This is a genomic window from Oceanihabitans sp. 2_MG-2023 (assembly GCF_030547245.1).
GTDB lineage: Bacteria > Bacteroidota > Bacteroidia > Flavobacteriales > Flavobacteriaceae > Oceanihabitans.
In genome coordinates this window covers 531,450-547,106 of record NZ_JAUOQT010000002.1, presented here as the reverse complement: position 1 = coordinate 547,106, position 15,657 = coordinate 531,450, and the positions used below count along the sequence as shown (strand labels likewise).

General features: G+C 32.5%; 11 protein-coding genes. 1 reads left to right on the top strand and 10 read right to left on the bottom strand.

Going from position 1 to position 15,657, the window contains the following annotated elements:
- Window positions 1-56: 56 nt before the first annotated feature.
- The 10 genes from Q4512_RS06265 to Q4512_RS06220 form a co-directional block, all read right to left on the bottom strand.
- Window positions 57-1,016: a 2-hydroxyacid dehydrogenase gene (locus Q4512_RS06265; protein ID WP_303423011.1), complete on the bottom strand. Its 960-nt coding sequence runs from the start codon at window positions 1,014-1,016 to the stop codon at window positions 57-59.
- Window positions 1,017-1,208: 192 nt separating this feature from the next.
- Window positions 1,209-2,579, bottom strand: coding sequence for a magnesium transporter (gene mgtE, locus Q4512_RS06260; RefSeq protein WP_303423008.1), 1,371 nt, complete (start codon window positions 2,577-2,579; stop codon window positions 1,209-1,211).
- Between the two features lie 34 nt (window positions 2,580-2,613).
- Window positions 2,614-3,402 carry a 16S rRNA (adenine(1518)-N(6)/adenine(1519)-N(6))-dimethyltransferase RsmA gene (rsmA, locus tag Q4512_RS06255; protein WP_303423005.1) on the bottom strand — a complete coding sequence of 263 codons (789 nt, stop codon included), beginning with the start codon at window positions 3,400-3,402 and terminating at the stop codon, window positions 2,614-2,616.
- A gap of 57 nt (window positions 3,403-3,459) precedes the next feature.
- Window positions 3,460-3,795, bottom strand: coding sequence for a DUF4286 family protein (locus tag Q4512_RS06250; RefSeq protein WP_303423002.1), 336 nt, complete (start codon window positions 3,793-3,795; stop codon window positions 3,460-3,462).
- Window positions 3,796-4,311 (bottom strand): GNAT family N-acetyltransferase, encoded by a 516-nt coding sequence (locus Q4512_RS06245; protein WP_303422999.1) that lies wholly within the window; start codon window positions 4,309-4,311, stop codon window positions 3,796-3,798.
- 70 nt (window positions 4,312-4,381) lie between these two features.
- The gene (locus Q4512_RS06240) at window positions 4,382-6,151 is read right to left on the bottom strand and encodes a tetratricopeptide repeat protein (protein WP_303422997.1); all 1,770 of its coding nucleotides are present in this window, start codon (window positions 6,149-6,151) and stop codon (window positions 4,382-4,384) included.
- A 328-nt stretch (window positions 6,152-6,479) separates the two neighbouring features.
- Complete coding sequence (gene serS / locus Q4512_RS06235) at window positions 6,480-7,751, bottom strand: serine--tRNA ligase (RefSeq protein ID WP_303422994.1); 1,272 nt, start codon at window positions 7,749-7,751, stop codon at window positions 6,480-6,482.
- A gap of 88 nt (window positions 7,752-7,839) precedes the next feature.
- Entirely contained in the window at window positions 7,840-9,156 is a 1,317-nt protein-coding gene (locus tag Q4512_RS06230) for an HTTM domain-containing protein (RefSeq protein WP_303423205.1), read from the bottom strand.
- Entirely contained in the window at window positions 9,146-10,084 is a 939-nt protein-coding gene (locus Q4512_RS06225; protein WP_303422991.1) for a bifunctional riboflavin kinase/FAD synthetase, read from the bottom strand. Before Q4512_RS06225 ends, Q4512_RS06230 begins: the two co-directional genes overlap by 11 nt.
- 81 nt (window positions 10,085-10,165) lie before the next feature.
- Window positions 10,166-12,412, bottom strand: a complete 2,247-nt coding sequence (locus tag Q4512_RS06220; RefSeq protein ID WP_303422989.1) for a M43 family zinc metalloprotease — start codon at window positions 12,410-12,412, stop codon at window positions 10,166-10,168.
- A 215-nt stretch (window positions 12,413-12,627) separates the two neighbouring features.
- On the opposite strand from Q4512_RS06220, the gene Q4512_RS06215 reads away from it, so the two are divergent.
- Entirely contained in the window at window positions 12,628-15,633 is a 3,006-nt protein-coding gene (locus Q4512_RS06215) for a reprolysin-like metallopeptidase (RefSeq protein WP_303422985.1), read from the top strand.
- Window positions 15,634-15,657: the final 24 nt, after the last annotated feature.

The window sequence follows — 15,657 nt, the reverse complement described above, 5'->3', positions numbered from 1 at the left end:
GTTGTTTGTTTTATAGATTTAAAAATAGTGATTTTTTTTCTAATATAGAAGCTTCATTAAAGCTTATAAAAATGCTTGATTTTATCTACAATTGTTTGCGCTAATTTTTCTTTACTTTCTATGGTCCAACCAGCTACATGAGGCGAAAGTAGTACATTTTCGGCTTGTATTAAATGTTGGAATGCTTCTGGCATCATGACTGCACTCGATGAGATCTCTTTTTTAAAGAGATTTTCGAACGAAGCTTTTTCATATTCTAAAACATCTAATCCAGCTCCTAATATTTTGCCAGATTTTAAAGCAGAAACTAAATCTTTAGTAACTACACTTTTACCTCGAGCTGTATTTATTAACCAAAAAGGTTTTGTAAATTGACTGATAAAATTAGAATTAATCATATTAACGGTTAGTGGCGTTTCTGGTGTATGTAAACTTAAAACATCTGCTTGTTTTTGTAGTTCTTGTAATGTTACTTGTTTTGCGTTTTTATCGCCAAGATTTTCTTTTACATCGTAACACAAAACAGTTACATCAAAACCACGGAGTTTTTTAGCGAATGCTTTTCCCATGTTGCCATAACCAATTAAACCTATGGTTTTTCCGTCTAGTTCGATTCCTCGATTTTCTTCGCGTAGCCATTTGCCAGATCGTACTTCTTGGTCTGCTTTGTTTAGTTTGTTAAATAGGCTTAGTAACATGGCTAGACTATGTTCGCCAACGGCATTTCGGTTTCCTTCTGGTGCAGAAATTAAATGTATATTTTTGCTTTTTGCATACTCGCAATCTATGTTTTCTAAGCCAGCACCTACACGACCTATAAATTTTAGATTTGTTGCTGCATCTAAAAAGGTTTTATCGATACTAAAACGACTTCTAATAATAAAGCCATCGTAGTTTGCAATTTTATTTTGAATGTCTGCTTTTGAAGCGGTGTAATCTTCATGATTGGTAAAGCCTAAGTTGTTTAATTGATTTATTAAAAGCGAATGGTTGGAATCTATGTGAAGGATTTTCATGAGCCGTTTTTTTTTGAGAAAAAGATAAATTCTAGTTAGTTGCAAAAATGCGTTTTGCAGGACAAAGATAGTCTTTTGTTTGCGTTAGGGATTGTAGTGAAAATCCTTTTGTTTTTTTTGCAAAAGATTGTAGCGAAAAGCGCGACCCTTGTGGTAACGCCCAAGGAGTAAATATAATTACTGGATTGGTAATTAAATATTAAGAATAAGTTTGGCTATCCAGAAGTAAATTAAGATACCAAAAATATCGTTACTCGTAGTAATAAATGGTCCTGTTGCAATGGCTGGATCGATACCTCTTTTGTCTAAAAATAATGGAATGAATGTACCAATAAGTCCTGCAATAATAATAACTGCTACAAGTGAAACGGAAATAGCGAGTGCTATTTTATAGTCTTGATTATAGGTCCAAACGAAGAGAAATAGAAAGAGTGCTAAAATGATTCCGTTAAGTGCTGCCAGAAACATTTCTTTAATTAAACGTTTGTTAACGCTTCCTTTTACATCGTCGTTTGCAAGTCCTTGTACTATAATTGCACTAGATTGAACTCCTACGTTTCCTGCCATTGCTGCGATTAATGGTGTGAAAAAGAATAGTTCTTTGTATTTCGCGAATACTCCTTGAAAGCCTTCCATGATTAAAAATGCACCAACACCGCCAACCAGGCCAAGAAATAGCCAAGGTAATCGTGCTCTTGTAAGTTGTATAATGCTATCGTCTGCTTCTACATCTTGTGTAATACCTGCTGCTAATTGGTAATCTTTTTCGGCCTCTTCTTTTATTACATCTACAATATCGTCTATGGTAATTCGGCCAAGTAATGTTTTGTTTGCATCTACTACAGGAATTGCTTCGAGGTCGTATTTTTGCATGATTTTTGCGACTTCTTCTACATCTTCATGCACATCTACATAATCTACTTTTGGTATGTAAACGTCTGAGATATGTGCTTTCGTAGAAGCTATTAAGAGGTCTTTTAAAGAAAGTCGACCAATTAGTTTTCCGTCGTTATCTACTACGTAAATAGAGTGCACACGTGTAACATCTTCAGCTTGCGCGCGCATTTCTTTCACACATTTATTTATGGTCCAGTTTTCGTTTACTTTTACTAACTCTTTAGCCATTAGTCCACCTGCAGAGTCTTCGTCGTAGGTTAAAAGTTCTTGAATATCTGCTGCGTGTTCTACGTCTAAAATTTCTGCAATAACGTGTTCTTTACGTGCTTCTGGAAGTTCGGAAATAATATCTGCGGCATCATCTGTATCCAGTTCTTCTAATTCTTCGGCAATTTCTTTTACAGAAAGTGTAGCTAATATTTTTTCTCGATTGTCGTCGTCGAGTTCTAAAAGAATTTCGGAGGTTTTATCGCTATCTAAAAGTTTAAAAATATAGGTGGCTTGTTCTAGATTAATTTCGTCTAGAATTTCGGCAATATCTGCATGGTGGAATTCATTTAATAGATTAGAAAGATCGTCATCACTTCTAGCATCTACTAATTGTGCCACTTGCTCAATAAGTTCTTGACTTATTTTAAACTGAATATTTTCGTTGTTTTCTTCCACTTATAAACTCTTCGATTACGCATCGCGTGCCATTTTAATTGATGTCGTTTTCAATTTTTAAGGTAAGTGCTATAAATGCTTCTACGCTTAATTGTTCTGGACGTTTGCCAAATATAACATCTTCTCTTAAATTATCGGATAAATTAAAAGTTTTTAAACTGTTACGAAGTGTTTTTCTGCGTTGCTGAAAAGCTGCTTTTACTACTTTAAATAGCATTTTTTCATTGCATGGCAACGAGTAATCTTGTTTTCTGGTAAGTCGAAGTACTCCAGATTCTACTCTTGGTGGTGGATTGAAAACTTCTGGAGGAACTGTAAATAAATATTCGGCATCATAGAAAGCTTGTGCTAATACCGAAAGAATGCCGTATACTTTAGATCCTTCTTTAGAGCAAATACGCTGTGCTACTTCTTTTTGAAACATACCAGAAAATTCTGGTATTTGGTCTCGCATTTCTATTGTTTTAAAAACGATTTGTGTAGAAATGTTATAAGGGAAGTTACCAATTATTGCAAAAGATTCTCCTTTAAAAACTTCGTTTAAATCGTACTTTAAAAAATCTTTTTCTATAACTCTAGATGCAAGATTTAAATAGTTATTTTTTAAATATTCTACAGATTCTGTGTCTATTTCTATAACGTGTGTTGTAACTTCTTTTTTAAGTAAATACTTTGTTAAAACACCCATTCCTGGACCAATCTCTAAAACGGTTTTATAGTTTTTTAGGCTTAGTGTATCTGCAATTTTTTGCGCAATGGTTTCATCGTTTAAAAAATGCTGACCTAAATGTTTTTTTGCTTTTACTTGATGATTGTTTGACACGTAATTCGTTTTTTAGGATTAAAGACTCTTCGACTGTGCAGAGCGTTAAAAAATAGTCTATTTAAAAGTTACTGCATATTCGTCTACAATTTGGAGTTCGGTTCTAAAGGCTAGCATTTTGTTTGCGAATTTTTTTAGTCCTTCAGTTCTTAATCGATCTGCATCTTCTTTATAATAGGCATCTAATGCATCTCTAGAATAGCTTGTGTATTGAATAGAATAGGTGTGTCCTTCAATTTTATCTTCTACAAGCACTTTTGTTAGTGTTGCTTTTTCAAATTTACCAGTTCCTAATACTTGTGGAATATGTTCTTTAATCCAGATTAGCCATTCGTCATGAATTTCTTCTTCAAAATTTACGGTTACGTTATAGATGTACTTTTGTTGGCTCATTTATTTGTTTAAAGTTTTTGCAAATAACAGAAGTTCTTCATCATCTTCAAAGGGTTTTACCTTTTTTTGATAAGATAGTCCTAATTTTTCTAATAATTTAATAGAAGGTGTATTTGTTGGTAAGGTTATGGCTACTATTTTTTTTAATTTAAACGTTTCTTTGGCTAGTTTTAAAACTGCTAGAGAAGCTTCATAGCCAAAGCCTTTTTTTTCGTAATCTGGAAGCATTGCAAAACCAATATCTACATGGTCGAGTGTTTCACGTTTAATTAGTCCGCAAGTGCCAATTGGCGTATTGCTTTCATTTAGTCTAAGTACATAGAAACCAAAACCATTGGTATTATAGCTTTTTAAATGGCCTTCTTTAATACGGTTTTCTGCGTCTTGAATGGTTTTTGTATTTCTATCTCCAATATATTTTAGCCAATGTGGTGTATTTACTAATTCTAAAAAAAAAGCAGCATCCTCTAGTGTGAATTTAGATAGGGTTAATCTTTGTGTTTTTGCTACCATCATTTTTATATTTGGTTAGAGATTGAATGGAATGATTTCTCGATTTTTCTCGAAATGGCCCATGTTTAAGTGATTAGTTAATAGCATCACCACGAAGCATTCTAAAGTTTTTTCTGGCATCAATAAAATAGATACTATCTTGATGATTAAATATAATTTGTTCGTATAGTTCTTTTGCTTTTTCAGGTTGTGCTAATTGGTCACTGTATAATTTTGCTAGATAAAAAAGCGCATCGTCTGCAAGAATTTCTTCTTTATAATTTTTTATGATTAACAGATAGTTGTCTGCTGCATTTTGATATTGTTTTTTGTTTTCAAAAAGTTGTGCTTGTTTAAATAAGGCTTGATCTATTATGGTTTCTGTTTTATGAGCTTCCAGAATTTTGCCTAATAGATTAATAGCCTCGTCTGTTTTATTTTGAAAGGCAAATAAATCTGCTTTGGCATATAATTTTAAAGCGGTTTGGGTTGAGTCTTCGTATTTATTATCGGAAATAAGTAGTTTTAAATCTAAAGCATCATTTGCTATAAGTTGCGAAGTAGAAGATTTTAAAATTTTTAATTGCGATTCTGCCCATTTAAAATCACCTTTATAGTAACTTGTTTTTGCTACTTTATATCGTGCTTCTTGTGAAATAGTACTGTTTTTTAGACTTCGCTGAATCTGTGTGTAATAAATTAAAGCTTCATTAAATTTTTCTTGAAATACTAAAATATCTGCTAGTTCTAGTTTTACTTTTGCTTCTTGATAGGAGGATAAGCGAAGTTTTAAGCTTTCTTTTAAAAATGTGGATGCTTGTTCTGTATTATTTAAATTAAAGGCAAGGAAGTGTCCATATGCTACTTGTAAATCTATTGTGCCTGGAAATTTACCATAGGTTTCTAATAGATTTATATATTTCTTGTTTAAATCTGCATAGTCTTTTGGTGTTGCGTTTTTTGTTTTAATTTGTAGAATGTTGTTTTCTGCTTCCAATGTAATTTCTGGATCTTGTGCAGTTTTTACAATGTATTCGAAAATTTCAATAGCAATATCGTGTTGGTTTTCATTTGCAGCAATGGATGCTACATTTTCTATTCTACTTAGACTTTCTGGGTTTCTTTTAAATATTGCTTTTTCTTGTGTAAAAGCCTTATAATATTCTTTTTGTTGAATGAATAGCCAACTTAATAAATTATTAAATAGTAAGTCTGGAGTTTCTTGAATCTTTTTTAAAAGTATTTTTTTTAGGAGGATATTATTCTGGTTGTTTTTATCTTCACTAATAAATTCATTAAATGCTCTTTTTATGGTGTTTACATAATTTTCGTTGGTTTGAATAAAATTTATATAGCTGCTAAACATTTTTTCTACATCTCCTTGCTCTCCATAAATTCTAGCTAATTGTATATTAAAATTATATTCCGGTTTTAGCTTCATTGCTTTTTCATAAGTAATGATTGCTTGATCTAGTAGAGAGTGTTCTTCAAAAGCGCGAGCAATAGAGTAGGCTGCATTTACATCAAGATCTATAGTTTCAATAGCTTTATTGTAGTTAATGTTTGTGTTAACTAGATCCTTTTTTAATTGGTAATTATAACCAAGTTCTACATATAATGCTGGGTATTTTAAAATGGATGCTTGAAGTAACTCTTGTGCTTGATCTAATTGTTCAAGTTGTTGGTGTGTTTTTACTAATTGTATTAGATGAAGGTAATTGTTAGGACTTTTGTTGTAAAGTTTATTGTATAGTACTTGTGCTTTTTCAAATTCTCCATTTTTATAATATTCTTTAGCTAAAATTTCTTCTTGAGCGAAAGTAAGAATACTAAAAAGAAAACATATTATATATAAAAGCTTCATAAGGTTATTGCGTGTACTTTGGGTAAATATAAGAAATGTAACTAGTAGATATTGTAAATATTATGATAAAAAAATGCCTGAAATTTTATTTCAGGCATTTACCAATCTTAATAAATGTGCTATTAATCTATGTCAATTTAACAAGATTCAAATATTGGATTGGGGCATTTTTATATTTATAGTCTTTGTTTAAGTGTTGTAAAATTGAGATTTTTTTTTAAAACGGCCTTGTAATTCATCGTAAATTCGTTAAACAGCACAAAATTTTAGCATTTCATCGGTAAAAAATAAGAAAACACTTCTTATTTATAGGAAAAAAACTACAAAGCTAATTAATAATATTAAATCCTGTGTAAGGTACTAATGCCTCAGGAATTACAATACCATCCTCTGTTTGGTAGTTTTCAAGAATCCCGGCTAATACTCTTGGTAATGCTAATGAGCTTCCGTTAAGGGTGTGAGCTAGTTCGTTTTTACCTTCGCTATTTTTAAAACGTAGTTTTAATCGGTTGGCTTGATAGTTTTCAAAGTTAGAAACACTGGATATTTCTAACCATCTGTCCTGTGCAGTAGAAAACACTTCAAAATCGTAAGTCATTGCAGAAGGGAAACCTGTATCTCCTCCACAAAGTCTCAATATTCTGTAGGGTAGATTAAGTTCTCGTAAAATATTTTGAACGTGTTCTATCATACCATTAAAAGCATTGTAAGAATTGTCTGGGTGTTCTACACGAATAATTTCTACTTTATCAAATTGGTGTAATCTGTTAAGTCCTCTAACGTGTGCACCATAGCTACCTGCTTCTCTACGAAAGCAGGGCGTGTAGCCAGTAATGCCAATAGGTAATTCGTTTTCATTTAAAATAACATCTCTAAAAATGTTCGTTCCAGGAACTTCTGCAGTTGGTATTAAGTATAAATCGTCACGAGAATCGTGGTACATTTGTCCTTCTTTATCTGGTAATTGTCCAGTTCCATAGCAAGATGCTTCGTTTACCAAATGTGGTAATTGGTATTCTGTATATCCTGCTTCTGTGTTTTTATCTAAAAAATAAGCAATTAAAGCACGTTGTAATCTAGCTCCTTTTCCTTTATAAACCGGAAATCCAGCTCCAGTAATTTTGTTACCTAGCTCAAAATCTATGATATCGTATTTTTTTGCAAGTTCCCAATGTGGCATTGCTCCTTCGTGTAAAGTTGGAATGGTTCCTTCTTTAAAAATTTCTTCGTTGTCTTCGTCAGAATTTCCTTTAGGAACAGATTCATGTGGTACGTTAGGAATTTTATATAACAAATCTGTTAAAGCTTCTGTTTTGGCGTTTAGTTTTTCGCTTAATTCTTTAGAAGTCTCTTTTAAATCTGAAGTTTTCGCTTTTAAAACATTTGCTTTTTCTGCTTGCCCAGACTTATATAGCATACCTATTTCTTTAGAGATCGCATTGGATTCTGCAAGCGTATTGTCTAATTCGGTTTGAATTTGTTTACGTGCTTCATCAAAAGTGATTACTTCTTCAATTATTTGTGAAGCATCAAAATTTCTTTTTGCTAAACGTGTAATTACTAAGTCTTTGTTTTCTCTAATAAATGGTACTTGTAACATGTTTTATTTTTTATGTTCTGAAATGTATTCCTTTAGGAAAGCGCAAAAATAAGAAATAGTTTAGATTGCACGTTATGTTTGTTTGGTATTAATCTAGTTTAGAAGGTAAAATCCATTCGCTATGCTTAAAAGTGTTCCATGGAACCGCAGCGATATCTACTTCCGAATTAATGAGTTTCTCATAAGGCCTTCCGTTAACACTAACATTACAAGTTATAAAAACACTAATGTCTTTGCCTTTTTTGGTATATTCTTTTTTTAGTTTTTGTGCAAATTGCCACATTACATCTGGGTGGGTGCTAATTAGACGTTTTTGCTTTCTACTTAAATAATCCTCTAATTTTACAAATACGGTTTTGTTTTCTTCTTTATCTCTTACTTTAAAACTTATGTGTGCTCTTTTAGAGCGAAGCATCATACGCCAAGACATTTTGTGTCCTTCTTCGGTCCAGAGTACATTGTCTTTTATAAAATGTTGGCGTAGTGGCAGTGCTAATTGAAATATAAAATAAATGCTAAATACGGCAATTAATGATTTTTTAAATTTTGGTTCTATAATTTCGGCATCCTCATAAAATTCTTTTTTCTTAAAAAAGATATTTTTAATGGTTTTAGGATTGAAAAAGAATAAACTAAAACCTAATGCTAAATATGGAAAAATACCAACTTGAAATACAATGGAATTAAATAGGTGAAAAAATATGGAGCCAAGAAAGGCAATTCTTCGTGTTGGTTTATATAATAAAAAAGGGACAACCAAGCCATCATACAAAATACCTCCATAAGCAAGGAAATAATGCAGCCATTTTTGTTGTAAAAAATCACCAATAATGTGGTAATGTTTTTTTCCTGACATAAAGATTTCCATAACCGAAGCATCTAGCCAATCTGGATATATTTTAGCAATAGAACCGTATGTATACACAATAAACATTTGTAAAATGAACACCCAACTACACCATTGTGGCATGGAGTTACTTTGTATTTCAGGGTTTTGTTTTGCATCTATTGAGTAGTATTTATTTGCCGGAAGAAATGCCATTATTGCACTTAATAAAATCAATAAATAATAATGATTGTTATAGGATGCTTTTTGCATTAAATAAGTAGTTGTCCACATTAAAGTAAACATAATTACACTAAACCTATATTTATAACCAATCATGATTAAAAAACCAAAAAGTCCCATGATTAAATAATAGAAGTACATGCCATTTCCTGGTAACGGCTGTAGCCATTCGAAACCTATGAATGTAAATGTAAATTTAGGTTCAATAAAGGCTCTGTTTACCCAACCGGTAAAAATTGCACCAACAGATTCTAAAAAGCATAATAATCCAAAAATAATTCGGAAGACTATTAATGGGCTATTGTCTATATGTTTAAATAAAAAGCTATTCAATATGTTTTTGGTTTAGAAATTTTTGAGCAACTATTTTATCTTTTTTGATTTGATTTTTTAATGCTTCTAGAGATTCGAATTTTTGTTCATTTCTAATTCTGTTTAAAATTTCTATGGTAAGATTTTCGTTGTAAATATCTTCATTAAAATGAAAGAAGTGTACTTCAATAGTTAGTTTCGTGTTGTTACTAATTGTTGGGTTAGTTCCAATATTCATCATACCATAAAGATCTTGGTTTTTATATTTAGAATGTACCACATAAACCCCTTGTTTTGGTATTAGTTTATAGTCTTCCGAAAGCGAAATGTTAGCAGTAGGAAAGCTAATGGTTTTTCCTAATCCTTTGCCTTTGGTGACTTTTCCGTTTAGCATAAAATGATATCCTAAAAATGCGTTTGCAGTTTTAATATCACCCTCATTAAGTGCTTTTCTTATTTTTGTAGAACTTACTGCTACATCATTTATATCTTGGGCAGAAATTTCTTCGACTTCAAAATTATAAGCTTCACCAAATTTTTTTAAATCCTCAATATTGGCCGATCTATTTCTTCCAAAATGATGATCGTAACCAATAATTATTTTTTTAATATTAAGTTGTTTTACTAAAATATCTTTTACAAAGTTTTCTGCTGTTATGCGAGAAAATTCTTTAGTAAAGGTTTTTATGCATAAATAATCAATACCTAATTGGTTCAAAATTTTGGATCTTTCCTCAATGGTATTAATAAGTTTAATATTAGCATCTTTTTGTAAAACCATTCTAGGATGTGGAAAGAAAGTTAATACAACGGATTTTAAATTTTCTTTTTTTGCAGTTTTTGAAAGACGTTCAATTATTTTTTGATGACCAATATGTACACCGTCAAAAGTACCAATAGTAGCAATGGTCTTATGTGATTCTAAATCTTGAAATGATTGAATTATTTTCAACTGTATTTATGTTTTATACAAAAATAAAAAAGAGGATTGATAAAGTATCAATCCTCTTTGTTTAATTATAGTATTACTGTATTATTTTTTTATAAAAGGTAAAGAAATTGTATTTCCTTCTTTTGCTATTTGAATAAAGTACATACCGTTACTTAATGCCGAGGTGTTAATTGATAAATCGGCATTACTTGAAACTGTATTATTCATAATGACTTGACCTAGCATGTTATGAATTTTATAACCGTCAGGTAAATCGTTATTAGATAACGAAATGTTTAAAGTGTTTGTAGTAGGGTTAGGGTATAGGCTTATGCTATTTAGTGCATATTCGTCTATACTTAAACTAGTAAGAACATTTATAGTATAATCTTCAACCTCACCGTCTAAACCTATTTCGCAAGATGTTGGAAATTGATTTTCATCCGGATCTGTATATTTAGTTGTTACTCGCATAGTTGTATTACCAAGAAGAGCTTCGTTAGGAATAGTGACAGTTAATGGAGAATTAGCAGAAAGTAAACTTGTTAATGTTGTATCTCCAGGGTTAGTCCCTAAATTATATTGCTCTCCTGGATCGTCAAAACTACAGTTTTGATTCCAATCAATCCATACATAAGTTATTGTTTGATAATTGCCATCAGGATTGTAATAAACAGATAAATCATAGTCGCTTTCACGGTTCACATTTGTAGATAAATTAGTAAAATCACTATAGCCAACATCACCAAAAGGGTTATTATTTAAGTTATCAATGGTATTAAAAGTAACTCCAGTTGTACTTGTAAGGTAATTATCTGTTGCATCTCCAGAAGAAGCACAAGCAGAACCTGTAATCGTAAAGTTACCACTATCTGAATTGTTACCCAATTGATCATCCGTAGCACCATTAGGGTTGCTAAGTGTTACATTGAAAACATGTGTGCCAATTGCTGCAGTAATTTGTGGAACATAAATAATTTCCGATTCGTTTAAGTCTAAAGAACCTGTCCAGTTTATTGTTGTGTTTGTACCACTGTCTAAATTATAGTTAATAGTAGCAGATGTTAATGTAATGTTCCCTTTGTTAGTAATAGTTAATTCTGGAGTAATTGAGTAATCAGAGCAGTTAGCTACGTTTAAATTTTCAATTTCAATTTGGCCATCTAAGTCTTCAATTTGTGCTGGTGCACAAGCATTAGATGAATTTAATTCCATTCTACGAGGAGAAACACTCATTACTGTTTGTATTCTATCCATTTGATCTTGTGTAAAAGTATCCATACAATAATCATAGGAATAATCCATATAGTTTTGGTATTGATCTGCCGAACCACAACTTGTTACTGCAGCACAATCGTAATTTGCGCTATCTGAAGCTGGAGTGTCGTCACAATAGTCATCAGCAGTACATCCGCCATCTCCCCAAATATGACGTAACCCTAGCCAGTGACCAACTTCGTGAGTCATAGTTCTTCCTAAGTTATATTGTGCATTTAAAATAAAAGAACCATCATCTAAATCAATAGTTCCCATTGCGTTATAACCTGCAACAACACCATCGGTATCAGCACCTCCTCCTGAAGTGTTTAGTCCAGCTAATCCTGAATTACTTGGAAATTGTGCATAACCTAAAAGACCGTTTAATCCTCCGTTTTGTAGGCTTAGTCCTCCTGGACGAATTACCCACATATTTAAATATTTTGTAGGGTCCCATTGTGTGTTTGCTTTCATGATTTCTACGTCTGCGGTAGTTTCCCAGTCAGGACCACTCAAAAAACCATCCGTTACATTGTTGCTGTAAGGCGTAATAACATGTCTTACGATTCCTGTGGTTGCAACACCATTTTCATCTTGTACTGCCATACAAAAGTTGATTTCTGTATCTACAGCTAAACCTGTTGTATTAGCACCACCACGAGTACCAGTTAGTTTTCTATAATCTTCATTCATTACTGTGATTTGAGACATTGCTTGCGCATCTGTAATGTTCTCACCAGTACCTAAGGCATCACCATCATGAATAATATGAATTACTACAGGAATGTTGTATACTGTTCTATTGGTTGCTCTATTTGCTTTTGTTTCCAAAATTTTTGGAGCTAACCAAGCTTCAAATTCTTCTGTAGATAAACGTTCTGGGTATTTTTGTTTTAATAAAGCTTCATTTTCTACCGTTAAACATCTTGCAAAACCAGTTTGGCTTAAAGATTCTAGTGTTTCAGGGGTAGGATCAAATACTTGAGATGATCTATTGCTTGCTGTGCTTTTTGATTTTTCTTGAGCATATCCAGTAACAGTAACCTGAAATGTTAAGAACAAAACAAAAAGTTTAAAAGTAATTTTTTTCATTTTTTATTATTAAATAGTTGAATTAAATATCAAGAGATAAAAATAGTGATTTTTTTTTTAAGCATGATTATTTCTTCGTGGAAAGTGTGTTTTTTAGTGATTAAAAGTTGTTACGATAAGCCGAAGCATGAATCTTTTTTTTGTTAAAAAAGGGGTATTAATAAAATATATTCCTATTTTTATTCCTTATAGTAATCATTAATTCATTCTTAATCATGAAAATAAAACTACATTATGTATTCTTTCTAGCAATACTTTTTAGTTATTCTTTAAGTTTTGGTCAAAACAACTTTTGGTCCAAAGTTTCTAAAGAAAGCTTAAATAATTCTGAAAAGGTAGACAGAGCATCACAACCAAAAGAATATGAAGTATTCCATTTAGATTTAAATAGTTTAAAAAATGCATTAATAAATGCACCTTTAGCTGAGTCTGTAAGTGGAAGGTCTAACTTAGTTATAGAATTTCCTATGGAAGGAGGGAATTTCGAAAAGTTTAGTGTATCCGAGTCTCCTATAATGGAAGCAGGCCTTGCTGCACGCTATCCAATGATAAAAACATATAAAGCAATAGGGGTAGATGACCCTACAGCTACTATGCGATTTAGTGTAACCCAATTTGGATTACATGCCATGTCATTGTCTGGTAGTAGAAGTTCTGTTTATATTGACCCTTACACGGAAGACAGAGCAACCTATATTGCATATGACAGAGTTTCTTTAGGTCAAGATACACAAAGTTTTGAATGCTTAGTAGAGGAAAATATAGATTTATCATCTTTAAAAATGGATAGAGGTTCAAGTAGAAATGATATCGATGATCGAAAATTAAGAACCTATCGTTTAGCACAGTCATGTAATGGGGAGTATGCACAAATATTTGCTGGAACTGGTACTGAAGCGCAACAAAAAGCAAATGTTCAAGCTCAAATGGCTGTCACAATGAATAGAGTTAATGAAATTTATGAACGTGACTTAGCAATTCGTTTAGTTTTTGTAGCTAATAATGATGAGGTTATTTATTTAAACCCTTTAACAGATCCATGGGGTGGAGAGTTTAATACAACAACTGCACAAACATTAGATAATGTTATAGGAGTAAGCAATTATGATATTGGGCATAATTTTAATACCACTGGAGGTGGGAGTGCAGGTTGTTTAGGCTGTGTATGCGCTAGTACATCTCAAAGTAGTTTTCATAAAGGGAGAGGATATACAGGAAGGTCTAATCCTACAGGAGATGCTTTTGATATAGACTATGTTGCACACGAAATGGGACATCAATTTGATGGTTGGCATTCTATGAATACGTGTAGTCGTTCTGGAAACGGTACTACAGAAGTAGAACCTGCTTCAGGAAGTTCTATAATGGGCTATGCAGGAATTTGTGCAACCAATGTTCAATCTAATAGTGATGCACATTTTAATTACGTAAATATTAGAGATATTTCTACTAATATCCAAACTGGAGTTAGTAGTTCTTGTGATGTAGAAACGAGCTTAGCTAATCAACCACCTGTTGCAGATGCTGGAGCAGATTATTCTATTCCACCTAGTACGGCTTATGTTTTGCGTGGTGCTGCGACAGATCCTGATGGGACAGCTTCTTTAACATATAACTGGTCACAAAATGACCCAGACAGAGCTCCTGGAGATGGAAGTCCAGAATCTACATGGACAGTTGGTCCTTTATATAGATCTATATTGCCTACCACATCGCCAGATCGTTACATGCCTAGTTGGAGTGATGTTGTTGCAGGTAATTTAACACCAACTTGGGAGGTAACTCCAAGTGTTGGAAGAGAAATGAATTTTTCTTTTATTGTTCGAGATAATGGAAGCGGTTTGGCAGAAGGTATTGGTCAAACAGATGCAGATTTAATGGTTGTTAATGTACAAGACGGACAGCCTTTTACTGTTGTTTCTCCACCGGCTTGGGGTTCAGGAAGTGCACAAACACTAACATGGAATGTTGCTGGTACTAATACAGCACCTATTAATTGTCAAACTGTAAATATTAAATTCTCTATAGATGGAGGGTTAACTTTTCCAACAACATTAGCTTCAGGGGTTGCAAATGATGGTTCTGAAATAATTAATGTGCCTGCAATTGCTGATACCGATTCTGCAAGGGTAATGGTTGAAGCTGCCGATAATATCTTTTATGCGCTATCCGATACTTTTTCCATATCTAGTGCGCCATCATTTGCAATGAGTAGTCCTGTTGTTAACCAATCTGCGTGTAATATAGATATGGTATCTTACAATGTAGACTTTTTTGTAGTTAATGGGTTTAACGAAACAACAACTTTTAGTGCTGTTGGAAATCCAGCAGGATCTATAGTGACTTTTACTCCAGAAACTTTAAATGCTAACGGGCAAACAGTTATGGAGGTGTCTAATTTATTAGGAGCAGCTGAAGGAGAATATACAATTACGGTTACTGGAACTTCTACTTCAGAAACAAAAACAGTAGAGGTGGTTTTAGATGTTGTAGATGGTTTATGTACTTCTGTTGGTAATATGACAGATAATTATCTTACCAGTACAACAGGTGTTATTTTTAATACCATTAATAATTTAGACAATAATCCGGGAGGAGATGTTGGATATACTGACTTTACAGGATTATCCACCGATGTAAATAGAGATAGTACTTATGATTTGACTGTTAACATGAATACAGATGGAGCGTATACTTGTTATTCTGTAGCATGGATTGATTGGAACCAAAATTGTTTATTTGAAGCTAATGAAGCGTACGATTTAGGTTCTGCATATAATACAGCAAATGGCCCTGCAGGGAATTCTCCTTTAGCAATTACTGTTCCTACAGATGCTGTTCTTGGTAGTACCACAATGCGTGTAACTACTAAATGGAATGGGGCTGCTACTTCATGTGAAAATAATCATGATGCTGAAGTGGAGGATTATAGCGTTAACGTAATGACTTCTTTAAGTGTTTCTGAATTTACAAGTGATGCTATTCAAGTATTTCCTAATCCTAATAACGGAGCGTTTACAATAAAACTAAACTCTAATTCAGGTAACGCTATTGGTGTTGTTGTTTATGATATTAGAGGAAGAAAAGTGTATAATAATAGTTTTATAAATCATTCTAGTTTTAATCAAACTATTGAATTAGGTAATGTGCAATCTGGTGTGTATTTATTAAATATTACAGATGGTGATAGACGAATTACGAAAAAAGTAATCGTGGAATGATAATTACTGAGGATTTAAAATAAA

Coding starts and splice junctions, on each gene's coding strand:
- Q4512_RS06265 (WP_303423011.1), bottom strand. CDS start 1,016: ATGAAAATCCTTCACATAGATTCCAACCATTCGCTTTTAATAAATCAA.
- Q4512_RS06250 (WP_303423002.1), bottom strand. CDS start 3,795: ATGAGCCAACAAAAGTACATCTATAACGTAACCGTAAATTTTGAAGAA.
- Q4512_RS06245 (WP_303422999.1), bottom strand. CDS start 4,311: ATGATGGTAGCAAAAACACAAAGATTAACCCTATCTAAATTCACACTA.
- Q4512_RS06240 (WP_303422997.1), bottom strand. CDS start 6,151: ATGAAGCTTTTATATATAATATGTTTTCTTTTTAGTATTCTTACTTTC.
- serS (WP_303422994.1), bottom strand. CDS start 7,751: ATGTTACAAGTACCATTTATTAGAGAAAACAAAGACTTAGTAATTACA.
- Q4512_RS06220 (WP_303422989.1), bottom strand. CDS start 12,412: ATGAAAAAAATTACTTTTAAACTTTTTGTTTTGTTCTTAACATTTCAG.
- Q4512_RS06215 (WP_303422985.1), top strand. CDS start 12,628: ATGAAAATAAAACTACATTATGTATTCTTTCTAGCAATACTTTTTAGT.